This is a genomic window from Streptomyces xanthochromogenes, from assembly GCF_014650455.1.
GTDB classification, from domain to species: domain Bacteria; phylum Actinomycetota; class Actinomycetes; order Streptomycetales; family Streptomycetaceae; genus Streptomyces; species Streptomyces xanthochromogenes.
The window spans coordinates 8,257-31,065 of sequence record NZ_BMUZ01000015.1 but is presented as its reverse complement, the minus strand read 5'-3'; the positions used below and the strand labels follow the sequence as shown (position 1 = coordinate 31,065).

Annotated in this window: 16 protein-coding genes; 10 read left to right on the top strand and 6 right to left on the bottom strand. The window is 73.2% G+C overall.

Going from position 1 to position 22,809, the window contains the following annotated elements; genetic code table 11:
* Window positions 1-43: 43 nt before the first annotated feature.
* From IE267_RS32700 to IE267_RS32675, 6 genes are all read left to right on the top strand, one after another.
* Entirely contained in the window at window positions 44-1,099 is a 1,056-nt protein-coding gene (locus IE267_RS32700; RefSeq protein ID WP_189765653.1) for a glutamate ABC transporter substrate-binding protein, read from the top strand.
* 95 nt (window positions 1,100-1,194) lie between these two features.
* Window positions 1,195-2,475, top strand: coding sequence for a coiled-coil domain-containing protein (locus IE267_RS32695; protein WP_161249148.1), 1,281 nt, complete (start codon window positions 1,195-1,197; stop codon window positions 2,473-2,475).
* Window positions 2,472-5,084, top strand: coding sequence for a serine/threonine-protein kinase (locus IE267_RS32690; RefSeq protein WP_189765651.1), 2,613 nt, complete (start codon window positions 2,472-2,474; stop codon window positions 5,082-5,084). Before IE267_RS32695 ends, IE267_RS32690 begins: the two co-directional genes overlap by 4 nt.
* A complete protein-coding gene (locus IE267_RS32685) occupies window positions 5,081-6,331 on the top strand; it encodes a PP2C family protein-serine/threonine phosphatase (RefSeq protein ID WP_229861543.1) in 1,251 nt (416 codons plus the stop codon). Before IE267_RS32690 ends, IE267_RS32685 begins: the two co-directional genes overlap by 4 nt.
* A gap of 85 nt (window positions 6,332-6,416) precedes the next feature.
* Window positions 6,417-7,775 (top strand): vWA domain-containing protein, encoded by a 1,359-nt coding sequence (locus IE267_RS32680; protein ID WP_167153110.1) that lies wholly within the window; start codon window positions 6,417-6,419, stop codon window positions 7,773-7,775.
* A gap of 168 nt (window positions 7,776-7,943) precedes the next feature.
* On the top strand, window positions 7,944-9,275 hold the full coding sequence (locus tag IE267_RS32675) for an FHA domain-containing protein (RefSeq protein WP_189765649.1): 1,332 nt from the start codon (window positions 7,944-7,946) through the stop codon (window positions 9,273-9,275).
* Here IE267_RS32675 and IE267_RS32670 read toward each other — a convergent pair.
* Window positions 9,256-10,230 (bottom strand): methyltransferase domain-containing protein, encoded by a 975-nt coding sequence (locus IE267_RS32670; protein ID WP_189765648.1) that lies wholly within the window; start codon window positions 10,228-10,230, stop codon window positions 9,256-9,258. The two genes, IE267_RS32675 and IE267_RS32670, sit on opposite strands and share 20 nt — an antisense overlap.
* A gap of 205 nt (window positions 10,231-10,435) precedes the next feature.
* On the opposite strand from IE267_RS32670, the gene IE267_RS32665 reads away from it, so the two are divergent.
* The 4 genes from IE267_RS32665 (at window position 10,436) to IE267_RS32650 (ending at window position 17,954) form a co-directional block, all read left to right on the top strand.
* Window positions 10,436-10,840 carry a globin gene (locus IE267_RS32665; protein ID WP_161244241.1) on the top strand — a complete coding sequence of 135 codons (405 nt, stop codon included), beginning with the start codon at window positions 10,436-10,438 and terminating at the stop codon, window positions 10,838-10,840.
* A 193-nt stretch (window positions 10,841-11,033) separates the two neighbouring features.
* Window positions 11,034-14,288: an ABC transporter permease gene (locus IE267_RS32660; RefSeq protein WP_189765647.1), complete on the top strand. Its 3,255-nt coding sequence runs from the start codon at window positions 11,034-11,036 to the stop codon at window positions 14,286-14,288.
* A gap of 1 nt (window position 14,289) precedes the next feature.
* Window positions 14,290-17,019: an FtsX-like permease family protein gene (locus IE267_RS32655; RefSeq protein ID WP_189765646.1), complete on the top strand. Its 2,730-nt coding sequence runs from the start codon at window positions 14,290-14,292 to the stop codon at window positions 17,017-17,019.
* Window positions 17,016-17,954 carry an ATP-binding cassette domain-containing protein gene (locus IE267_RS32650; RefSeq protein ID WP_167153106.1) on the top strand — a complete coding sequence of 313 codons (939 nt, stop codon included), beginning with the start codon at window positions 17,016-17,018 and terminating at the stop codon, window positions 17,952-17,954. Before IE267_RS32655 ends, IE267_RS32650 begins: the two co-directional genes overlap by 4 nt.
* Before the next feature lie 437 nt (window positions 17,955-18,391).
* Here the strand turns inward: IE267_RS32650 and IE267_RS32645 are convergent, their stop codons facing one another.
* From IE267_RS32645 to IE267_RS32625, 5 genes are all read right to left on the bottom strand, one after another.
* Window positions 18,392-19,084: a DUF8185 domain-containing protein gene (locus IE267_RS32645; protein WP_167153105.1), complete on the bottom strand. Its 693-nt coding sequence runs from the start codon at window positions 19,082-19,084 to the stop codon at window positions 18,392-18,394.
* Window positions 19,081-19,536 (bottom strand): acyl-CoA thioesterase, encoded by a 456-nt coding sequence (locus IE267_RS32640; RefSeq protein WP_161256469.1) that lies wholly within the window; start codon window positions 19,534-19,536, stop codon window positions 19,081-19,083. The genes IE267_RS32645 and IE267_RS32640 overlap by 4 nt, the downstream gene beginning before the upstream one ends.
* Before the next feature lie 6 nt (window positions 19,537-19,542).
* Entirely contained in the window at window positions 19,543-21,207 is a 1,665-nt protein-coding gene (ettA, locus tag IE267_RS32635; RefSeq protein WP_161256472.1) for an energy-dependent translational throttle protein EttA, read from the bottom strand.
* A 200-nt stretch (window positions 21,208-21,407) separates the two neighbouring features.
* Window positions 21,408-21,977: a GNAT family N-acetyltransferase gene (locus IE267_RS32630; RefSeq protein WP_189765645.1), complete on the bottom strand. Its 570-nt coding sequence runs from the start codon at window positions 21,975-21,977 to the stop codon at window positions 21,408-21,410.
* Window positions 21,974-22,747 (bottom strand): GntR family transcriptional regulator, encoded by a 774-nt coding sequence (locus IE267_RS32625; protein WP_100578490.1) that lies wholly within the window; start codon window positions 22,745-22,747, stop codon window positions 21,974-21,976. The genes IE267_RS32630 and IE267_RS32625 overlap by 4 nt, the downstream gene beginning before the upstream one ends.
* Between the last annotated feature and the right edge of the window lie 62 nt (window positions 22,748-22,809).

Here is a 22,809-nt window from a genome sequence, read left to right as displayed (position 1 = left end):
CGGCGACGGACGCGCGAGCGGCGCATCGGCGAGAGGGGTCGCGATGAGCGGCGCGAACGGCTCGACGGAACCGGCACTTCCGGCCGCCCCCGGCACGGGCCGGGCCCCCCGCGCCGAGCGGCGCGGGCCCGGGCGGCTGCGCGGCTGGGGCGGGGTGGCCGGGATGGCCCTTGCCCTGGCGGTCGCGGCCGGCGCGCTCTTCCCGCTGGCCCGGCACGGCGACGCGGCCGACGCGGCCACGATCGCCGGCCCCGGCGTCGCGCGGGCCGTGCAGGCGAAGGCCGACGACTGCAAGGACCCGGAGGCGAGCCTGTCCCCGTCGTCGGCGGACGGGCCGAACATCGACGCCATCAAGCGGCGCGGCAAGCTGATCGCGGGCGTCGACCAGAACAGCTTCCGCTGGGGCTACCGCAATCCGGCGACCCGCACCCTCGAAGGCTTCGACATCGACCTGGTGAAGGCGATAGCGAAGAACATCCTGGGCGACGAGAACGCGGTCATCTACCGCGCCATCCCCACCAGCCAGCGCATCCCCGCGCTCCAGAACGGCACGGTGGACGTGGTGGTGCGCACGATGACCGTCAACTGCGCCCGCATCAAGCAGGCCTCGTTCTCCACCGCCTACTTCGAGGCGGGCCAGCAGGTCCTCGCCCCCAAGACCTCCGCGATCACCGGCTTCGACGACTCCCTCAAGGGCAAGCGGGTCTGTGTGGCGGCGGGCTCCACCGCCTTCGACGCCCTCAAGGCAGACGCGCACGGCGCCGACTACCAGGACTTCACGGTCCCCAACCAGCTCGACTGCCTGGTCCGCCTCCAGCAGAACCTGGTGGACGCGGTCGTCACGGACAACGCGCTCGCCGCGGGCCAGGCCGCCCAGGACCCGGCGGTGCAGCTGAAGGGCAGCCCGTTCACCACGGAGTACTACGGCGTCGCCGTCAAGCTCGGCAACACCGATCTGGTGCAGCGGATCAACCAGGTCCTGGTGGACTACCGCAGCGGCGGGGCCAACAGCCCCTGGATGACGGCCTACCGCAAGTGGCTCGCGGCGGACCTGCCGGGCATATCGAGTCCGCCCGGCCCCAAGTACCGGACAGGATGAGCCAGTTGACGGCACAGTCGTACCAACGAGCGGAGAGGTGATCGATGGGCGCGGGATCCTCCCCCAGCTCCACCGGGGGACCCCCGGAGCCGGTCATGGACCGGGACGAGGTCGACCGTGCCCTGGCACGCCTCGGCGCCGAGCACGAGGCCGTGGAGTCCTCGCTGCTCGCCCTCCAGGACCATGCCGGGCGCAGGCTCCTGGAAGGCGCCGACCTGACCGGCGTCACCAAGGAGCGCTGGGCGGCCACCGAGCAGTCGATATCCCTGCTCTGGGGGTACTTCGACGCGTACTCGGCGGCTCTCGAAGCCACCCGTGAGCTGCGCTCCCGGCGGCGCTGGCCCGGCCGTGAGGACCTGGTGGAACTGACCGAGCGGCTGCGGGGCGAGTCGGTGACGCTGTCGGGCGCCGCCCTGCACGGCGCGCCCACCCTGGCCGGCGGCCCGGCGAAGCTCACCGAGCGCTTCACGCTCGCCGAACTGGTCGACCGGATGAACGAGCTGTACGCGCGCTCGCTCGACCTGGTGGTCGCCGCCGACGCGGTGTGGTCGGCGCTGCCCGCGCGGATAGACCTGCTGGCCGCCGAGCTGCACCGCACCCGGGGTCTCGCGCACTCGGTGGGCGTACGGCCCGGCGAGCACCCCTCGGGCGACGACCTGGAGTCGATCACGGCCGAGCTGACCGAGCTGCGCGCCCAGGTGATCTCCGACCCGCTGGCGTTCTGGGTGCCCGCCCCGGGCAGCTCCGCGCCGGGCGGCGGCCGCCCCGACACCGGGCGCTACGACCGGGCGGCCCGCGCCCTGGAGGACGTCCGGCGGGAGATCGACGCGGTCCTGACGGTCCGTCAGGATGCCGAGCAGCGGCTGATCCGGCTGCGGGACGTGCTGTCCCGGGCGGACCGCACGCTGGCCGAGGCCCGCTCGGCGCGCGGCGAGGTCCTCGCGAAGATCGCGGCCAGTGAGGTGCCCGCCGTGAGCGGCCCCTCCATCGCGCTCCAGGAACAGCTGGCCACCGCCGCCGAGTACCGCAGGCACTCCCAGTGGCACCGCCTGTCGCCGCTCCTCGAATCCCTGGAACAGGAGGCCGAGGACGAACTGCTGCGCGCCCGCGAGTCGTTGACCGCGGTCACCGCGCCGCTCGCGGTCCGCGCGGAGCTGCGCGGCAGGCTGGACGCGTACAAGGCGAAGGTGGCCCGGCACGGCTTGGCCGAGGACCCGTTCCTGATCGAGCGCTACGACGCGGCGCGCCGGATGCTGTGGTCGGCGCCCTGCGATCTGCGCGTCGCCGAAGAGGCGGTGCTGCGTTATCAGCGGGCGGCCGCGGACGTCCTGGTCCCGAGAAATCCCGGGCCCGTCGACCAGAGGGGGGAATCATGAGCGAGAACACCCAGTGCCAGCGCCCCGGTTGCACGGGTTCGTACGAGGACATGGGCGGCGGGGAGCTGTACTGCGACACCTGCGGGCTCGCCCCGGTCGTCTCGCCGACGGGCATGGTCTCCTCACCGCCGACCGGGATCACCGGCGGCGGTCACCGCTCGGCCTCGCAGTCCTCGCGCGCCTCCTCGCGCGCCTCGGCCCGCTCCTCGCGGTCCTCCACCTCGCGGCGCTCGGTCTCCGGGCGCCTGTCCTCGCTGAGCGGCTCGGCCACCTCGCGGTCGGTGTCGGTGCGCAGCTCGGGCGCCTCGACCGGCTCATCGGCGCGCAGCCGGCTCGGCGCCGGCCTGGTGTCGGTGCCGCAGGTCCCACGGCCCGATCCGCGCTCGGCGGTGATGGAGCACCCGGAGGTTCCCGAGCGCAAGCGGTTCTGCTCGCGCTCGGACTGCGGGGCGCAGGTGGGCCGTTCGCGCGGGGACCGCCCCGGGCGTACCGAGGGCTTCTGCACCAAGTGCGGCCATCCGTACTCCTTCGTGCCGAAGCTGCGGGCCGGCGACATCGTGCGCGGCCAGTACGAGGTGGTGGGCTGTCTGGCGCACGGCGGGCTCGGCTGGGTCTACCTCGCGGTGGACCGTGCGGTCTCCGACCGCTGGGTGGTCCTCAAGGGCCTGCTCGACACCGGCGACCAGGACGCGATGGCGGCGGCGATCTCCGAGCGGCGCTTCCTCGCCGAGATCGAGCACTCCAACATCGTGCGGATCTACAACTTCGTGGAGCACCTCGACCAGCGCACCGGCTCGCTCGACGGCTACATCGTCATGGAGTACGTCGGCGGCAAGTCGCTCAAGGAGATCGCCAACGAGCGCCGCACCACGGCGGGCAAGCGCGATCCGTTGCCGGTGGAGCAGGCCTGCGCGTACGGCATCGAGGCCCTGGAGGCGCTCGGTCATCTGCACAGCCGCAACCTGCTGTACTGCGACTTCAAGGTCGACAACGCGATCCAGACCGAGGACCAGCTGAAGCTGATCGACATGGGCGCGGTGCGCCGGATGGACGACGACGAGTCGGCGATCTACGGCACGGTCGGCTACCAGGCCCCCGAGGTCGCCGAGGTCGGGCCCTCGGTCGCCTCCGACCTGTACACGGTGGCCCGCACGCTCGCGGTGCTCAGCTTCGACTTCCAGGGCTACACCAACGTCTACGCGGACAGCCTGCCCGACCCCGACAACATCGACGTGTTCCGGCAGTACGAGTCGTTCTACCGGTTCCTGGTGCGGGCCACCGACCCCGACCCGGCCCGCCGGTTCGCCTCCGCACAGGAGATGGCGGAGCAGCTGACGGGGGTGCTGCGGGAGGTCGTGGCGCTCCAGACGGGCCGCCCGAGGCCCGCCCTCTCCACCCTGTTCGGCACCGAACTGCGCGTCACCGACACGAAGTTGTTCGCCACGCAGAGCGGGGACGTCTCGCGCCTGGGCGCCCGGGTGGCGCCGGTGGGCCGACGTGCGCGCAAGGCGCTCGCCTCCGCCGCCGTACCCGCCGCGGCCCTCGCCTCGGTTCCGGCCGGCGCCCCTCCGCTGCCCGCCCTCGCGCCGAACACGCCCGGCCTTCCCCATCCGGCGACGCAGGGCGCCGTCCCGGTGCCGCGCGCCGAGGGCACGAGCGGCGGCGGCCGGCCCGCCGGACCCGTGCTCGCCCCGCTCGACCCGCGCGGCACCTCGCTCGCCCTGCCCGTGCCGCACGTGGACCCGGGCGACCCCAACGCGGGGTTTCTCGCGGGCCTGATGGCGGCCGCGCCAGCCGAGCTGATCACGGCGCTGCGCTCGGCCCCGGCCAACTCCATCGAGCGCCGGCTGCGCGAGCTGCGGGCCCGGCTCGACATGAACGAGCGGGTCTCCGCCGACAAGGCCCTCGACTCCCTGGAGGCCGACTTCCCGGACGACTGGCGGGTGGTCTGGTACCGGGGGCTGACCTCGCTGGCCACCGGCGACAACGAGAACGCGGCGCTGTCCTTCGACGCGATCTACGACGCGTTCCCGGGCGAGCCCGCGCCCAAGCTCGCCCTCGGCGTGTGCGCGGAGGTGCTCGGCCAGCTCGACAACGCGGCCGAGTACTACCGCCTGGTGTGGACGACCGACCCCAGCTATGTGAGCGCCGCGTTCGGCCTGGCCCGGGTGCAGCTCGCGGCCGGGGACCGCGTCGGCGCGGTGCGGACCCTGGAATCGGTGCCCGAGGCCTCCATCCACTACACGGCGGCCCGGGTCGCGGCGGTGCGGGCGCGGCTGCGCAGCCGGTCGCCCCACGACCCGCTGCTCGACGACCTGTTGGCGGCCGCGGCCCAGGTCGCGGCGCTCGACGCATTCGGTCTCGACCCCGTGCGACGTGAACAGCTGGCGACCGAGGTCCTGGGCACCGCCCTGGACTGGGTACTGTCGGGGAGCACCGGCGCCGGGCAGACCAGAACCGTTCTGCTCGGCAGCGACGTGGACGAGCGAGGCCTGCGCTTCGGTCTGGAACGTTCGTACCGGGTGCTCGCCCGGCTCGCACAGCGTGGCGAGGAAAGGATCGACCTGGTGGAACGGGCCAACCGATTCCGCCCCCGGACCTGGGTGTGACGATGTCGCAGACGCATCAGCTCGCCGCCTGCCCCGGCTGCGAAGAGCCGCTGGAGACGGGGGACCTGTTCTGCGGGGCCTGCGGGTACGACCTGTCGGCCGTGCCCGAGCCGCCGCTGGACCATCCGACCATCGAGATGGCGTCCCCGGTGGCCGCGGCCCCGCAGCAGCCCCAACTCCACTACCCCGTACGCACGGACGGGCCGGACGCGGGCCCCGACGGCCCGGGCGGAGCGGACGAGTACCCGCTGCCCGCGCCCGACCCGCGCGCCGCCGAGCCCGACCCGGACACCCATGTGGCCCGGCCCCCGGCGCCCGGCGCCCGGGTGTGCGTGGCCTGCCGGGCCGGGCGGGTCGACGACGACGGGTACTGCGAGAACTGCGGGCACGCCCAGCCGCGCGAGCGCGACCACATGGAGCAGGAGCTCGGCGGGGTGTCCGCGGTCAGTGACCGGGGGCTGCGCCACCACCGCAACGAGGACTCCTTCGCGCTGTCCTCGACCGCGCTGCCCGACGGCTCGCCCGCCGTCGTGGCCGTGGTGTGCGACGGGGTGTCGTCGGCGACCCGCCCCGACGAGGCGTCCGCGGCCGCGGCGGCCGCCGCCAACGAGGCGCTGCTCGCCGCGCTGCCGCAGGGCACCCACCCCCAGCAGGCGATGCACGACGCGATCCTCGTGGCCGCCGAAGCCGTCAACTCCCTTGCGCAGGAGCCCGGACCGGCCCTCGCGCACGATCAGCACCGCCACCAGAACGCCCCGGCGTGCACGCTGGTGGCCGCCATTTCGGCGGGCGGTCTGCTCGTGGTGGGGTGGATCGGCGACAGCCGCGCGTACTGGGTGCCCGACGACCGCACGTCCGCGCCGGCCCGGCTCACCGAGGACGACTCGTGGGCCGCGCAGATGGTGACGGCCGGCCTGATGAGCGAGGCCGATGCCTACGCGGACGAACGGGCCCACGCCATCACCGGCTGGCTCGGCGCGGACGCGTACGAACTCGACCCGCACACCGCCTCGTTCAAGCCGGACCGCTCCGGTGTGGTGGTGGTCTGCACGGACGGCCTGTGGAACTACGCGGAGGCCGCCGAGGAGATGGCCCGGGTCGTCCCGGCGGACGCCGCCGAACGGCCGCTGCAGAGCGCCCGGGTACTCGTCGGGCACGCCCTGGACGGCGGGGGCCACGACAACGTAACAGTGGCCGTGCTGCCGTTCGCGGTGGCGGAGCAAGGGGCAGGATCCGCCTACAACTAGGCCCGCTTCCCCCTTTGCGTCGCTCTTGCGCCGCTTGCCCGACTTCCTTCACTTCAGGTCCATGGAGCCTCAAGGAGCCTTCCCGATGGCCAACTTCTCCAAGTCCAACGTGCCGCAGTTCTCCGTCGAGGTGTACCAGAACGAGTTCCTGCCGGAGGGCGGCCGCGAGGTCAACGCGATCGTCACGGTGGCCTCCACCGGCGGCGGCACCCTGGGCGGGACCCCCTTCGGCACGGCTTCGGCCTCGCCGTCCTACATACCGGGCCGGCCGCCCACCGCGGCCGTCGTGATCATGGTGGACTGCTCGGGCTCGATGGAGTACCCGCCCACCAAGATGCGCAACGCCCGGGACGCCACGGCCGCCGCCATCGACACCCTGCGCGACGGCGTCGCCTTCGCCGTGGTCTCCGGTACGCACATCGCCCGCGAGGTCTACCCGGGCAACGGCCGCCTCGCCACCGCCGACAGCCAGACGCGCACCCAGGCCAAGGAGGCGCTGCGCAAGCTGAGCGCGGGCGGCGGCACCGCCATCGGCACCTGGCTGCGGCTCGCCGACCGGCTGCTCGCCTCGGCGGACGTGCCCATCCGGCACGGCATCCTGCTGACCGACGGGCGCAACGAGCACGAGTCGCCCGAGGACCTGCGCTCGGCCCTGGACGCCTGTGCCGGGCGGTTCACCTGTGACGCCCGCGGCGTGGGGACCGACTGGGAGGTCAAGGAGGTCACCTCGATCTCCTCCGCCCTGCTCGGCACCGCGGACATCGTCGCGGATCCCGCCAACCTGGCCGCCGACTTCACGCAGATGATGGAGAACGCCATGGGCAAGGAGGTCGCGGACGTGTCCCTGCGCCTGTGGACCCCGGTCGGCGTCGAGATCAAGTTCGTCAAGCAAGTCGCGCCCACGGTCGAAGAGTTGACGGACCGTCGCACCGAAGCCGGGCCACGCGCCGGGGACTATCCGACCGGCTCCTGGGGGGACGAGTCCCGTGACTACCACGTGTGCGTCCAGGTGCCCCAGGCCAATGTCGGCCAGGAAATGCTGGCGGCCCGGGTCTCGCTGATCGTGCCGGACCGTGAGGGCGGTACGCCCCAGCTGCTCTCGCAGGGCCTGGTGCGGGCGGTGTGGACCGACGACATGGCGGCCTCCACCTCCATCAACCCGCAGGTCGCGCACTACACGGGGCAGGCCGAACTGGCACAGGTCATCCAACAGGGTCTCGATGCGCGCAAGTCGGGCGATGTGGACGGGGCGACCGCGAAGCTGGGCCGGGCGGTGCAGTTGGCCGCCGCCTCCGGGAACGCCGATACTGCGAAACTGCTCGCGAAGGTGGTGGACGTCGTCGACGAGGCGACGGGTACTGTGCGACTGAAGGCGAAGGTCGCGGAAGCGGACGAGATGACCCTCGAAACGCGCTCCACCAAGACCGTTCGCGTCAAGAAGTAACCAGAAGCGAACAAGAAGTAGCTACGCCCGCGAAGCGCGTGGTTGCGCCCGAAAAGCTCTGATCCGCACCGAGAAGTGCTGAGAAGTGCTGAGAAGTACCGACAGCACCCAGAACCACCGAAACGCCGCGGCCCACGGGGCCGGATGATGAGAGGGGGAAGCGACTCCATGCCGACCTGCCCGAACGGACACCAGTCGGGTTCCGACGACTGGTGCGAGATCTGCGGCCATCGCATGGGCGCCGTGCCGCCGCCTCCCCCGCCTCCGCCCGCGTACGGCTACCCGGGTCCCGGGGATCCGGGCGCCACCGCCCAGGCCGAGCTCTGCCCGCAGTGCCGCACCCCGCGCGAGGCGGGGGCGCCGTTCTGCGAGGAGTGCCGCTGGAACTTCCTCACCAACACGGCGACGTCGTACACCCCGCTGGCCCCGCAGCAGCCGATGCCCGGCCAGGGTCCCGGCCCCGGTCCGGCCCCCGGTCCCGCGCAGGCCCCCGGCCCCGGCCCGGGCCTGAACCTGCCGCCCGCCTTCCAGCAGGGCCCGCCGCCCGCGCCGCGCGACCCGTACGAGTACCAGAGCTCACGGCCCTCGCAGGTGAACCGGCCGGCCGAGCCGCTGGCCGCCGAGCCCTCGCAGCGCTCCGGGCAGCAGCTGCCGCCGAACGCGTTCCAGCAGCAGCCGCCCCCGCCGCCCGGGCCCTTCAACGGCGGCCAGGCCGGTCCGCCCCCGCCGCCGCCCGCCTTCCAGCACCAGGCACCGCCGGTCCCGCCGCAGGTCCAGCAGCCGTCGCAGCCCGCGCCCGCGCGCGACGACGACTGGACGCTGCCGCCGCCGTCCCAGGCCGTGCCGGACTCGGGCCGCCGGGGCGCGCCGGACCGCGGCGACGACTGGCCCCAGCCCGTGCCCGACCGCGGGGACGACTGGCCGCAGCCCGCCACGCCGTCCGCGCCGCAGCCGCCCCAGGAGCGGGGCGCCGACGACTGGCCGCAGCCCGCACCCCGGTCCACGCCGCCGGCGCAGGCCGCGCCCCAGCCGGCTCCGCCGTCCGCTCCCGAGCGGAACGACGACTGGCCCCAGCCCGTCACGCCCCCGGCACCGGCCGGCTGGTCCATCACCATCGGTCCCGACCGGGACTACTTCCTGGCGATGATGCAGCGCAGCGGCCCGGAGGCGGCCGGGCTCAACCTGCCCGCGTACTCCCCCGAGCAGCAGCGCCCGCTGTCCGGCAACCAGATCACCATCGGCCGCCGCCGCCACTCCACCGGCGAGGCACCCGACATCGACCTGTCGGTGCCGCCGGAGGACCCGGGCGTCTCGCACCAGCACGCGGTGCTCGTGCAACAGCCGGACGGCACCTGGGCGGTCGTCGACCAGAACTCGACGAACGGCACCACGGTCAACGGATCGAGCGAGCCGATCCAGCCGTATGTGCCGGTGCCGCTCCAGGACGGCGACCGGGTGCACGTCGGCGCCTGGACGACGATCACCGTCCGCCGGGGCTGAAGGGCCGATCCCGCAGGGGCCAGGTATAGGGCCCCTGCGGATCGTCCAGCCACGCCCACTGGGCCCCGCCGTCCACCGTCACCCCGAACCGCTCGCGCGGCGGGCGCTGCTCGCGGCGCCACAGCGCGTGCGCCTCGTACGGATCGAGGCTGCCCGCGGTCAGTTCGAGCAGGAAGCGGAACAGCTCGTTCGTGACGCTCTCGCGGGGCAGGCCGCCCGTGTACGGGGTGCCCCGCGGCGGCGATCCCGTACCGCGCAGCGGCACGAAGTAGGCCGGGGTGTGCAGGAAGCGGCCCTCGGCGCGGCCCGGGCCCGCCACCCGCAGCCGGATCAGGCCGGTGGCGAGCGGGGCCAGGATCAGCGCGCCGGTGCCGCACTGGGCCGGCCAGTCCTCCGGAACCGAATCCACCGTGCAGGTCGCCACGACCTTGTCGAAGGGTGCCCGCGCGGGCACTCCGCGCGCCCCGTCCCCGGTGATCACGGCGGGGTGGTACCCGGCCGCCTCCAGGTGCGTCCGGGCCGATTCGGTGATCTCGGGGTCGAGGTCGACGGTGGTCACGTTCGTCTCGCCGAGCCGGTGGCACAGCAGCGCCGCGTTGTATCCGGTACCCGCGCCGATCTCCAGGACGCGGTCCCCGTCACGCAGGTCGAGCGCCTCCAGCATGCGGGCCATCAGCGAGGGCTGGCTGCTGGAGGAGACGAGGTCGCCGTCGCGCATCCGGGTCCCCAGTGGGGCGTCGGCGTACGCCCCGGTCAGCCAGCGCTCCCGCCGGCCCTGATCGGGGTCCTCGCCCCACAACCGGACGTGGCCGCCCGGTGCCGCCTCGTAGTAGTACGGCACGAAGAGATGGCGCGGCACGTCCTCGAAGGCGGCCCGCAGGGCCGGATCGGCGAGCGCCCCGCCCGCGGCGATCCGCCGCACCAGGTCCCGCCTCAGTGCCAGGTCCGCGCTCATGGGTCCACTGTGCTGCGACCGGGCCCCGGAGGCGAGTGGTCGTGCGCTCCCCGTCGCACCGCCCGCCGGGCACGTGGTCCTACGCCGCCGGTCCTCGGTCACCGCGTCTGAGACCATGGAAGCGTGCCGTATTTCCCGGGGGACGGCCCCTGGACCCCGGGCATGGTCCGGGGCAGGCCCGACTGGCATTGCGAGGGTGTTCAACGTGACCGAGATTCCGCGCGGCACGCTCCAGGAGCAGACCTTCTACGAGCAGGTCGGCGGCGAGCAGACCTTCCGCCGGCTCGTCCACCTCTTCTACCGGGGCGTCGCCGAGGACCCGCTGCTGCGCCCGATGTACCCCGAGGAGGACCTGGGCCCGGCCGAGGAGCGACTCGCCCTGTTCCTGATGCAGTACTGGGGCGGCCCGCGCACCTACAGCGACGGCCGGGGCCACCCGCGTCTGCGGATGCGGCACGCGCCGTTCACGGTCGACCGGGCGGCGCACGACGCCTGGCTGCGTCACATGCGCACGGCCGTCGACGAGTTGGGCCTGTCCCCCGAGCACGAGCAGACGCTCTGGAACTACCTGACGTACGCGGCCGCCTCGATGGTCAACTCCGAGGGCTGAGCCCCCGGCCTCACCCCCCGGTGCCCGAAAGCACCCTCGGAGATTGCCCTCGCGACCGGAATCCGGTCGTCTGTGGTCGCATTCCGATCACGATCGAGCAAGAACGGTTGGTAAGCGGTTTCCGCGGCCCCAAACCCTCTGAAAGCATCTGGGCACATTTCGGGGGGATGGCTCAAAAGCCTTGGGGGGCCGTGTGCCGGGTTTCGTCTTTCTGCGCGTCCGCGCACACCGCCTGCTGCTCGCGGCGGCGCTGCTCGCCGTGCTGCTCACGACCTCGGTACTGGCCGCGCTGACCGCGTTCTCCGGATCGGTCGCGGACGCGGCGCTGCGCCGCACCCTCGCCACCCGCTCCGCGGCGCCCGCCGCCTTGGCCGTCAAGTCCGAGATCAAGCCGGACCAACGGCGGGCGGCGACGGACGCGGTACGCGCCGGGGCCCGCGCGACCTTCGACCGACTTCCCTTCACCACAAGGGAGTTCACCCAGTCCGGGCCCTACTCCCTGCCGCGCTCCGTGCAGTCGCCGGACGCCCGCGGGGGCAACCCCGACCTCACCCTGTTCGCCTCGATGGACCGCTCCCGGGTACGCCTCACCGCGGGCCGGTGGCCGGCGGCCCCATCCGCCGGCTCCGGAGCCTCATCCCCCTCCGCCGAGATCCAGGTCGCGCTGCCGCAGTCCGCCGCCGGGCGCCTCGACCTGCGCCCCGGCGCCACACTCGCCCTCGCCGACCGGCTCGGCGGGCCGGGCGTCACCGTCCGCATCACCGGCATCTACCGGGCCGTCGACGTCTCCGACGCGTACTGGCGGCTGGACGACCTCGGCGGCCGGGGCATGCGCAAGGTCGACTTCACCACCTACGGCCCGCTGCTCGCCGACGACTCCGTGCTCGCGGGCGGCCGGGTCAGCGCGGGCCAGAGCGGCTGGCTCGCCGCCGCCGACTTCTCCGGCATCGACACCGGCCGGACCGCGAAACTGCGCGGCACGGCCGTCGACGGCCCCAAGTCCCTGGTGAAACAACCGGTGTTCGCGGGCAGCGCGACCGCGGTGACCTCGCTGCCCGAGATCCTGGAGCGGGCCGACCGCTCGCTGCTCGTCTCCCGCTCCACCCTCCTGATCGTCGCGCTCCAACTGGTCCTGCTCGCCGGGTACGCGCTGCTCCTGGTGGCCCGGCTCCTGAGCAGCGAACGGTCCGGCGAGATCGAACTCCTGCGGGCCCGCGGCGGATCGCGGCGCCAGATCACCGGGCTCGCCGCCGCCGAGGCCCTGTTGCTCGCGGCGCCGGCCGCGCTGATCGCACCGTTGCTCGCGGGCCCGCTGACCCGGCTGCTCGCCGGGCGCGGCGCACTCGCCCGGGCCGGGCTCCGCCTGGACACCTCCCTCACCGGCACGGTGTGGCTGGTCGCCGTCCTGGCCGCGCTCGGCTGCGCCGCCGCGGTCGTGGCTCCTGCCCTCTCCGCGGGCCCGCTGCGCCGCGCGGGCCGGGCCGGCGCGCTGCCCGCACCGGTCCGCGCGGGCGCCGACGTCGGGCTCCTGGTGATCGCGGGCGTCGCCTACTGGCAGCTCGACCGGCAGACCTCGGCCTCCGGGGGCGGCGCCCTCAGCACCGACTCCTCGGGCGGGCTCGGCATCGACCCGCTGCTCGTGGCGGCGCCCGCGCTCGCCCTGCTCGCCGGGACCGTACTCGTCCTGCGTCTGATGCCGCCCGCCGCACGGCTCGCGGAGCGGCGGGCGGCGGGCGGGCGCGGCCTTCCGACGGCGCTCGCGGGCTGGCAGTTCAGCCGCCGCCCGCTGCGCGGCGCGGGCCCGGTGCTGCTCCTGGTCCTCGCGGTCGCGATGGGTTTGCTCACGCTCGGCCAGTCGGCGACCTGGAACCGTTCGCAGAGCGACCAGGCCGACTTCCGCGCGGGCACCGACATCCGCGTCCTCGGCTCCACCACCAGCCCCCTGGGGCAGGCCGGGTCCTACGACACGGTCCCCGGCGTCCGCGCCGCCGCCCCCGCGGCCCGTACCTCGATGTCGATGAGCGCCGGGCGCTCGGGCACCGTACTGGCCCTGGACACCCGGCACGCCGACGGCTTCCTGCTGCGCGAGGACCTCGCGGGCCGCTCCGGCAAGGACGTGCTCGCTCCCCTCACGCCGCGGCAGGACGCCCCGCCGGGAACCGCCCTGCCCGCGGACGCCGAGCGGCTCGACCTCACGCTGCGGTTGACCGGCGGGGCTCCGGGAGCCCAGGCCGGCACGGTGACGGCCGCCCTGGAGGACCGCTACGGCCTGCAGTACCGGTTCGGCTTCGGCACGCTGCCCGCGGACGGCCGCCCCCACGACCTCACCCTCGACCTGGGCGCCGCCGCGGGCAGGCCGACGGGCCGCCCCGCCGGGCCGCTGCTCCTGACCGGTCTCGACGTGGTGTCCAGCCTGTCCGACGCGCGGACCCCCCGGCAGAGCTTCATCCTGGACGGGCTGCGCACGACCGGACCGGGCGGCAAGGAGACCGCACTCGCGGTCCCGAGGGCCGGACAGTGGACCGCGGACAGCGAGGACGTGAAGGGCGAGACGAACTGGGACACGGGTCTCACCTCGGCCACCCGCACGCTCACGCTCGCCGCGCACCGGCCCACCGCGCCCATGCCGGCCGCCGTCGCCGACGACCGGTTCCTGGAGTCCAGCGGCAGCAAGGTCGGCGCGACCATCGACGTGACGTTCTCCGGCCAGACCGTCAAGGTGCGGATCGTCGGGCGGCTGAAGCAGCTGCCCACCACTGGCAGCGGAGCCGTCGGCCCCGGCGGCGGCGTCACGAACGCGCCCGGCGTCGACGGCGGTGGCCTGCTGCTCGATCTGCGGGCCGTCAACCGGGCCCTCCAGGACAAGGGCGGCAGCCTGTCCCCCACGGAGTGGTGGCTGACCACCGCGCCGGGCCGCGCCGCCGAGGCCGCCGCCGCGCTCAGGGACCGCCCCGACACCGACCCCGCGCAGATCGTGTCCCGCACCGAGATCGCCAAGGAGCTCGGCGGCGACCCGCTGGGTGCGGGCCCGCAGTCCGCGCTCGCCGCCGCGTCCGTCGTGGCCGCGGCGCTCGCGGCGGTGGGGTTCTCGGTGAGCGCGACCGGATCGCTGCGCGAGCGGGGCCGGGAGTTCGGGGTGCTGCGCGCGCTCGGCACGCCGCGCCGCCAGCTCGCCCGGCTGATCGCCGCCGAACAGGGCGTGTTGATCGGGATCGCGCTGCTGGCCGGGCTCGGCCTCGGCGAAGTACTGACCAGAGCGGTGGTTCCGCTGATCGTGCTGACCGACCAGGCCGCCCAGCCGGTGCCCTCGGTCCTGGTCGAGCTGCCGGCCGGGCGGGTGGCGCTGCTGCTTGCCGGGATCGCCGCGGTGCCGGTCCTGATCGTCGCGGCGATCGCGCTGCGCCGCACCGACCCCGCCGTCACACTCCGCAGCCAAGGGGGCAACTGACATGACCGGCAAGGCAGTCGCACCCTGGACACGCACCCGGCTGCGCACCGCACCGGGCGCCGCGGCCGCGCTCGCCCTCCTGGTCCTGGTGATCGCGTGGCTGGCCGCCGCCTACCCGCGCGGGGTCGACACGTACGAGGACGAGGGCCTGCGCGACACCGTGGCATCGGCCCCGCCGGGCCGCACCGCCCTGCAGTTCACCGCGGGCGCGCCCGGGCTCGCGCTGCCCGACGACCAGCGGGCCGAGATGGTCGGCCCCCAGCCGATGAAGCAGCGCTTCGACGCGGTCGTGCGGAACGTGCCCGCCCCGCTCACCAGTGACCCGACCCAGTCGACGTACGGGCTGCGGACCACCCGCACGCTGGTGTCCGACGAGCCGTACCTGCCCCGCCCCAACGGGCTTCCGCCGCGGTTCACCGTGGCCTCGCAGGCGGATCTGGGCTCGCACAGCCGCCTGGTGTCGGGCCGGCTGCCCGCCGGTTCCGCCGGCCGGCAGGCGGCGGAGGCCGAGGTCGCCGTCACCGCGGAGACCGCCAGGACCCTGCACATCACGGCGGGTTCGGTGCTGCGCGTGGCCGGGCTCGGACGTCCGCCGCTGGCGTTCAGGGTGACCGGCATCGTGGCACCCCTGCTGCCGCAGGCCGGCTACTGGTCGGTCCTCTCGGCGCTCCGCACCCCGGAGTTGGTCCCCGCGAGCGACGACCGCGACGCGCCGAAGTACTGGCACGGCGGTCTGCTGCTCGCACCCGGCGCCGCCGCGACCCTGTTCGCGACCGAGGGCAAGCCGGAAATGTACGTCCAACTCGCGCCCGGGACAGCGACGTTGACGGCACGTCAGTTGGGCGGGGTGAAGTCGTCACTGGCGTCCCTGGGGAGCGGCCCGGCGCTCTCCCGGCTGCACACCGTCTACGCCACCTCGGCCACCTCCTACACCGAGCTCGACCGGGTGCTCCTGTCCTACGAGGCCGTGCGCGACTCGATCGACCCGGTGGTGGCGGTGGCGGGCTTCGGCACCGCGACGGTCGCCGCCGTGGTGCTCCTGATGGCGGGCGGCCTGGCCGCGTCCCGCCGCACCGCGGAACTCGCCCTGCTGCGGGCCCGCGGCGGCGCGCTGCGCCAGATCGCCGGACGGCTGCTCGCGGAGAGCGCGGTCGTGGTCGTGCCGGCCGCCGCCCTCGGCCTGCTGCTCGCCGTGCTCGCCGTGCCCGAGGGCCGGTTCGGGCCCGCGCTCGCGGCGACCGCCGGGGTCGCCGCACTCGGCTGCCTGGCGCTGCCGGTACGCGCGGCCCTGACCCACCGCACGGTCCGCTCGGCGGCCGAACGCACCGATCTGGTAAGGGAGAAGCCCTCCGCGCGGCGCACGGTGGCCGAGCTGACGCTGCTCGCGCTCGCGGTGGCCGCGGTGTTCGCGCTGCGCCGCCGGGGCACCGCGGGCGGCCCCACCGACTCGCTGCTCAGCGCGGCACCGGTACTGGTCGGGGTGATCGCGGCGCTCGTCCTGATCCGGCTCTATCCGCTGCCGCTGCGCTGGGCGGCCCGCCCGGCAGCCCGGCTGCGCAGCACGGTCGGCTTCCTGTCGCTCGCCCGGGCCGGACGTGCCCCCGGAGGCGGCGCACTGCCGCTGCTCGCCCTGCTCACGGCGCTGACCACGGCCGCGTTCGGCGGCTCGGTCCTGGCGGGCTCGGCCGACGCGCGCGACCGGGCCGCGCTGTACGCGACGGGTACCGACGCGCGGATCGGCAGCGATCTGCCGCTGCCCGAGGACCTGCCGGAGCGGGTCTCGAAGGTGCCGGGCGTCGCCGGCGTCTCGCCGGTCCACATCGAATACTCGGTGCCGCTGCCCTCCGGCGCAGGCGACGGCGACAGGACCGCCGTCGCCGGCATCGACCCCGCCTCCTACGCCCGGCTGACCGCGGGCACCGCGCTCGGCATCGACGCCGACCTGCTGGAGGCGCCGCCCGGCGCACCCGGCAAGGCCGTGCTGCCCGCCATCGCCTCGCCGTCCGTCGCCCGGCACCTGGGCAAGGAACCGGTCAGGCTGCATGTCGGGGGTCAGGACGTGACGGTCCGGGTGATCGCCGCCCAGGACCGCTCGGCGGCCGTACCGCAGAGCGACTTCCTGCTCCTCGACACCGCGGGCCTGCGCACGAAGTACCCGACCGTACTGCTCGTCGGCGGGGTCTCCCTGGACGCGAAGGCGTTGCGCAAGGCCGCCGAGGGCGCCCACGCGAGCGTGCTGCTGCGCTCCGAGGTGCGCCAGGAGTACGCCGACTCGCCCCTGCAGACCGGCGCCGGACGCATCTACGCGGCGGCCGTCGCAGCGGGCGCGGGCCTGGCCGTCCTCGCCCTGCTGCTTTCGCTGCTGCGCGGCGCCCCCGAACGTTCCGCGCTGCTCGCCCGGCTGCGCACGATGGGCCTGACGCGCCGTCAAGGGCGCCTGCTCCTGGTCCTGGAGGCGCTGCCGCCGGCCCTCCTCGCCGGGGCGGGCGGCGCGCTCACCGGCTGGGCCTCGATCGCCCTGCTCGCACCCGGCATCGACCTGGCGGGTCTGGCCCTGGCCAGCACCGGCGGCCTGGCGCCGGTCGGCGCCGAGTTGCGCGCGGACCCGATGTCACTGGTACTGCCCGCCGTATGCGTGGTGCTGCTCGCGGCGGGCGTCGCGGCGGCACAGGCCTGGTGGAGCGGCCGCCGCGGAACCATCACCGAACTCAGGGCAGGAGACGCTCGATGACCACATCGCTCGAAGACCTGGAGCGCCGGGCCACCGCCCACCGCGAGCGGCCCGCCTACGGCCATGACGCGCTGATCGCGTGCGACCGGCTCGTACGGGTCTTCACCACCGACGGCGTAGAGGTCCAGGCCCTCCAGGGACTCGATCTCCTGGTCTCCGAGGGCGAGTTGATGGCCCTGGTCGGCGCTTCGGGCAGCGGCAAGTCGACGCTGATGAACATTCTGGCCGGGCTCGACGTCCCGACGGCCGGGGCGGCGAGGGTGGCCGGGCGGGACCTGCTGGCGATGGACTCCCGGGCCCGGCTCGGCTACCGCCGCGATGTCGTGGGCTTCGTCTGGCAACAGACGGCCCGCAACCTGCTGCCGTATCTGACGTCCATTCAGAACGTGTCTCTGCCCATGCAGTTGGGCAGTCGCCAGTCGAAGCGGAAGAAGGCCGAACGGGCGGACTCACTGCTCGCCCTCCTGGAGGTCGCGCACTGCCGCGACCGCAGGCCGCACCAGATGTCGGGCGGCGAGCAGCAGCGGGTCGCCATCGCGGTCGCGCTCGCGAACAGCCCATCCGTGCTGCTCGCCGACGAGCCGACGGGTGAGCTCGACTCGGCGACGGGCGAGCAGATCTTCGCGGCGTTCCGCAGGGCCAACGAGGAGCTCGGCACGACGATCGTGATCGTCACCCACGACCAGGCGGTGGCGAGCGAGGTCCGCCGCACGGTGGCCATCCGGGACGGCCGCACCTCGACGGAGGTGCTGCGCCGCACGCAGGTCGACGCGGCGACCGGCGAGGAGTCCCTGGTGGCCCGCGAGTACGCGATGCTCGACCGGGCGGGGCGGTTGCAGTTGCCTGCGGAGTACATGCGCGCGCTGGAGTTGGCAGACCGGGTTGCGCTGGAACTGGAGCCCGACCACATCCAGATCCGCCCGGCCGACCAGTAGGACCCCGACGCTCCCCCTGCCCCGGCCCGCGGACGAGAACGGGTTGGGGGCGCGAGGAACTGCGCAAGCACCACGAACGGCCCGCAGACAAGAGCGAGTTGGGGGCGCGGGGAACTGGGCGAGCAACCCACCAGAGCCCGCAGACGAAGGCGGGTTAGGGGCGCGAGGAACTGCGCGAACAGCCCACCACGGCCCGCAGACGAAGGCGGGTTAGGGGCGCGAGGAACTGCGCGAACAGCCCACCAGAGCCCGCAGACGAAGGCGGGTTCAGGGGCGCGAGGAACTGCGCGAACAGCCCACCACGGCCCGCAGACAAGAACGGGTCAGGGGCGCGAGGAACCGCGCGAACACCACCAACGGCCCGCAGACAAGAGCAAGTTGGGGGCGCGGGGAACTGCGCGAGCGGCGTGCCCGGGCCGGGGCGCGGGGCCGTATGGTCAGGCCGGGGTTACCGACAGACCCGCCGCACCCGCGCGGCGAAGCGCGACCGAGCCGTAGGCCGTGCGCAGCCGCAGCCACGGGCCGGAGGCGAAAAGGGCCACCGGTTCGGGGGCGGAGGGCGCGCCCGCCGAGGCGAGCGCACGTACGGGGCGCAGGAACCCGAGGGACTGGGCCGCGTGCACGGCCCGCAGCGGCAGCTCGGTGGAGCCGAGCGTACGGGACCAGATCTCACGCCCGATCCGCTCGCGCTCGGCCCGCGTACGCAGCGCCTCGGGCAACTCCTCGTCCCGCGACCGGAATTCGGCGACCGCGGCCGCGACCGCGCCCCGCATCCGCTCCGGCTCCGGCAGCCCCGGAACCGGCTGCCAGCCACCGCGCGGCGGCAGGACCCCGGCCCACGGCGGCCCGGTGACGGCGGCGGGAACGCCCGCGGCGACCGCCGACTCGTCGAGGGATTCGAGGAGTTCACCCGCGGAGACGGTCACGTCCAGGGCGAGGGACGCGTCGCTGAGCCGCGCCGTGCGGATCGCGAGGACCTCGAAGGACGGCGGCCGGCCGAAGACGGCCAGCGCCCCGCCACCCGCCTGGAGGCGGACGGCGGCGGCCCGGTCGTAGTGGATCAGGCGACCGAGGAAGGCGGCGAGATCCGCCACCTCCCTGGCATCGTCGAACCCCAGCACGGCGTTCATGCCGCGGCCCGCTCCTGACCGTCGGCACGGGCACCGTCGTCGTCCAGGTAGTCCCGCAGGAAGGCCTTCTCCTCGGCGGTGATCCGCCGCGGCCGCCCCGCCGCGAGGTCGTAGGGCACGACGACGGTGGACGCCGTGACGTACACGAGGCCCCCGTCGCCGGGCTCCTTGATCTCGTAGGAGATGGTCAGCGACGCCGCGCCCATCTTCGTCACCCACGACTCGATGATGACCGGCTCGTGCCGGTGCACCAGGGGTCGCTTGTAGTCGATCTCGTGCCGGGCCACGACGGACCCGCCCTGGAACGACGGCGACCCGTCGCCCGGCGCCAGCCGGAACATGAAGTCGATGCGGGCTTCCTCCAAGTACCGGACGAAGACCACGTTGTTGACGTGCCCGAAGGCATCCATGTCCGACCAGCGCAGCGGGCAGCGGTAGATATGACGGGCCACTGACGATCAGCCCCGGGTGAGCTTCTTGTACGTGGCGCGGTGCGGGCGGGCCGCGTCCGCACCGAGGCGCTCGACCTTGTTCTTCTCGTACGACTCGAAGTTGCCCTCGAACCAGTACCACTTGGACTCGCCCTCGTAGGCGAGGATGTGGGTGGCCACCCGGTCCAGGAACCAGCGGTCGTGGGAGATCACGACGGCGGCACCGGGGAACTCCAGGAGCGCGTTCTCCAGGGAGGAGAGCGTCTCGACGTCGAGGTCGTTGGTGGGCTCGTCGAGGAGCAGCAGGTTGCCGCCCTCCTTGAGCGTCAGCGCCAGGTTGAGGCGGTTGCGCTCACCACCGGAAAGCACGCCCGCGGGCTTCTGCTGGTCCGGGCCCTTGAAGCCGAAGGCGCTGACGTAGGCGCGGGACGGCATCTCGACCTGGCCGACGTTGATGTAGTCGAGCTCGTCGGAGACGACGGCCCACAGCGTCTTCTTGGGGTCGATGTTGGCGCGGCTCTGGTCGACGTAGCTGATCTTGACCGTGTCGCCGATCTTGATCGAGCCGTTGTCCGGCGTCTCAAGACCCTGGATCATCTTGAACAGCGTGGTCTTGCCGGCGCCGTTCGGGCCGATGACGCCGACGATGCCGTTGCGCGGCAGCGTGAAGCTCAGGTCGTCGATCAGGACCTTGTCGCCGAAGGCCTTCGAGAGGTTCTCGACCTCGACGACGATGGAGCCCAGACGCGGGCCCGGCGGGATCTGGATCTCCTCGAAGTCCAGCTTCCGCATCTTGTCGGCTTCGGCGGCCATCTCCTCGTAACGGGCAAGGCGGGCCTTGGACTTGGTCTGACGCCCCTTGGCGTTGGACCGCACCCACTCCAGCTCTTCCTTGAGCCGCTTCTGACGCTTCTCGTCCTTGCGGCCCTCGACCTTGAGGCGGGCCGACTTCTTGTCCAGGTACGTGGAGTAGTTGCCCTCGTACGGGATGGCGCGGCCGCGGTCGAGCTCAAGGATCCACTCGGCGACGTTGTTCAGGAAGTACCGGTCGTGGGTGACGGCCACCACGGCGCCCGCGTACTTCGAGAGGTGCTGCTCCAGCCAGTTCACCGACTCGGCGTCGAGGTGGTTGGTGGGCTCGTCGAGGAGGAGCAGGTCCGGGGCCTCGATGAGCAGCTTGCAGAGCGCGACGCGGCGCTTCTCGCCACCGGAGAGGTTGACCACGGGCCAGTCGCCGGGCGGGCAGCCCAGCGCGTCCATGGCCTGCTCCAGCTGGGCATCCAGGTCCCAGGCGTTGGCGTGGTCGAGGTCCTCCTGGAGCCTGCCCATCTCTTCGAGGAGCGCGTCCGAGTAGTCGGTCGCCATGAGCTCGGCGACCTCGTTGAAGCGCTTGAGCTTGCCCATGATCTCGGCGGCGCCGTCCTGCACGTTCTCCAGAACGGTCTTGGACTCGTCGAGCTGCGGCTCCTGCATGAGGATGCCGACGCTGTACCCGGGCGACAGGAAGGCGTCACCGTTGGAGGGCTGCTCAAGGCCCGCCATGATCTTGAGAACGGTGGACTTACCGGCACCGTTCGGGCCGACCACACCGATCTTCGCGCCGGGCAGGAAGCTCAGGGTGACGTCATCCAGAATCACCTTGTCGCCGTGCGCCTTGCGCGTCTTGCGCATGGTGTAGATGTACTCAGCCAAGAGAAACCGTCCGGCAGATCGATGTGTGGGCAGATACACCCCATCTTGCCGTACCGCCACCCCTGCGAGCGAATGGGTAGGTCAGAGGCCGCTGATCAGCGCTCCTTCCGTCGGCCGCTCTCCCCCGAGCGGTCGACGTTGGTCGGCATCAGTCGGCGTTGGCGGCCCTTTGACGGCCCACAGACGGCCCCAGCCGCGCATCAGGAAATGGGCGAAACGGCAGATGGAGCGGGGGTCAGGTCCACGAACCCGTGATCCGTCGGACGGGCCGGCCGCTGCGCCAACCATCCCGAGACGCGCGGGCCACCGTTGACCGCTCCCCCTTCCCTCACGGTCCGGACGTGATCGAACCCCTGGCGAAGGTAATAGCGCTGTAGACCCTCGTTGGTGGTCCAAGCATCGAGCCGGAGCCATTTCGCGGACGCGCGGTGCGCCCGGTCCCCTGCCCAGTCGAGCAACCGGCCGCCGACGTTCTGCCCGGCGTGAGTGCGGGCAACGGTGAGCTTGTTGATGAACATCGACGGCTCGCCCAGTTCGTCACCCGTCCAGAGACCCGCCTCAGCCTCTGGGGTCAGTGTGATGGTGGCGGCGGTGGCATCCTCGTCGCGGACCATGAACACGGTCTCGCTCTCGATGGTGGCCATCAGACGGTCGGCCGGGTACGGGCGGCTCCACTGGTCGCTCCCGAGTTCCCTCAGCCAAGCCGCCGCCTCCTCTCGGAAGGCGAGCAGCTTGGCAAGGTCGCCCGGCTGGGCAGGGGTGATTATCACTGGGGCTCGTTCTCGCTTCGGGCGGACAGTTCGCCGATCTCGTAGTTCATCCGGTTCAGGTCGCCCCGGAAGGTCGTGATGGTGCAGCGGATCGGGCGCTCATCCGAGAAGCCGGTACGCGTCCAGAGGAGCACCGGCACCCCGGCTCCTATCTCCAAGAGCCGGGCCTCTTCCGGCGTCGGCATGCGGGTAGCGATCTCATCGAAGTACCCGATCTGCTCAATGCCCAGACTGGCGAGATAGCGGGTCGTCCCTTCGGCGATGTCTCCTGGCTCGGTCAGGCGCGGGCCTTTGGTGACTAGCCACTCCGGGTAGTGGGTGGCCTGCGTGGACCATGGCACGTCGTCCACGAAGCGGTGACAGAACCGCAGGACCGCCGTATCCCCGGCCTCGACCTTGAGCCGCTCGGCCACGTACTCCGGGGCCGTGGTGAGCTCCACCCGGAAGGTCTGATGCGGCCGGCGTCCGGCGGCCGTCACGTCGGTGCTGTACGCGTCGCCGTTCTGCGGGAGATCCAAGTTCTCGAAGCGGGACGCGTTCAGCACGAAGACTTCATGCGAACGCACCTCGTAGCCCAGCCCTTGGCTGGACGAGATCAATCCCTCCGTGACCAGCAGGTTCAGACCCGACCGCACCGTATTGCGGGACGCATCGAACCGGGCGGACAGCTCGCTTTCTGACGGCAACCGCGCCCCAGGGGCGTACGTGCCGTTGTCGATCTCGCGGCGGAGCGCGTCGGCCACCTGCCGATACTTCGGCTGCTTGCTCATGCCCTCATCATGACGCACTCGCGCAACTTGTTGGTACATGTGGGCCCCGATCCCTTGACGAC

Coding starts and splice junctions, on each gene's coding strand:
- IE267_RS32645 (WP_167153105.1), bottom strand. CDS start 19,084: ATGAACGCCGTGCTGGGGTTCGACGATGCCAGGGAGGTGGCGGATCTC.
- IE267_RS32690 (WP_189765651.1), top strand. CDS start 2,472: ATGAGCGAGAACACCCAGTGCCAGCGCCCCGGTTGCACGGGTTCGTAC.
- IE267_RS32650 (WP_167153106.1), top strand. CDS start 17,016: ATGACCACATCGCTCGAAGACCTGGAGCGCCGGGCCACCGCCCACCGC.
- IE267_RS32700 (WP_189765653.1), top strand. CDS start 44: ATGAGCGGCGCGAACGGCTCGACGGAACCGGCACTTCCGGCCGCCCCC.
- IE267_RS32625 (WP_100578490.1), bottom strand. CDS start 22,747: ATGAGCAAGCAGCCGAAGTATCGGCAGGTGGCCGACGCGCTCCGCCGC.
- IE267_RS32670 (WP_189765648.1), bottom strand. CDS start 10,230: ATGAGCGCGGACCTGGCACTGAGGCGGGACCTGGTGCGGCGGATCGCC.
- IE267_RS32680 (WP_167153110.1), top strand. CDS start 6,417: ATGGCCAACTTCTCCAAGTCCAACGTGCCGCAGTTCTCCGTCGAGGTG.
- IE267_RS32655 (WP_189765646.1), top strand. CDS start 14,290: ATGACCGGCAAGGCAGTCGCACCCTGGACACGCACCCGGCTGCGCACC.
- IE267_RS32695 (WP_161249148.1), top strand. CDS start 1,195: ATGGACCGGGACGAGGTCGACCGTGCCCTGGCACGCCTCGGCGCCGAG.
- IE267_RS32675 (WP_189765649.1), top strand. CDS start 7,944: ATGCCGACCTGCCCGAACGGACACCAGTCGGGTTCCGACGACTGGTGC.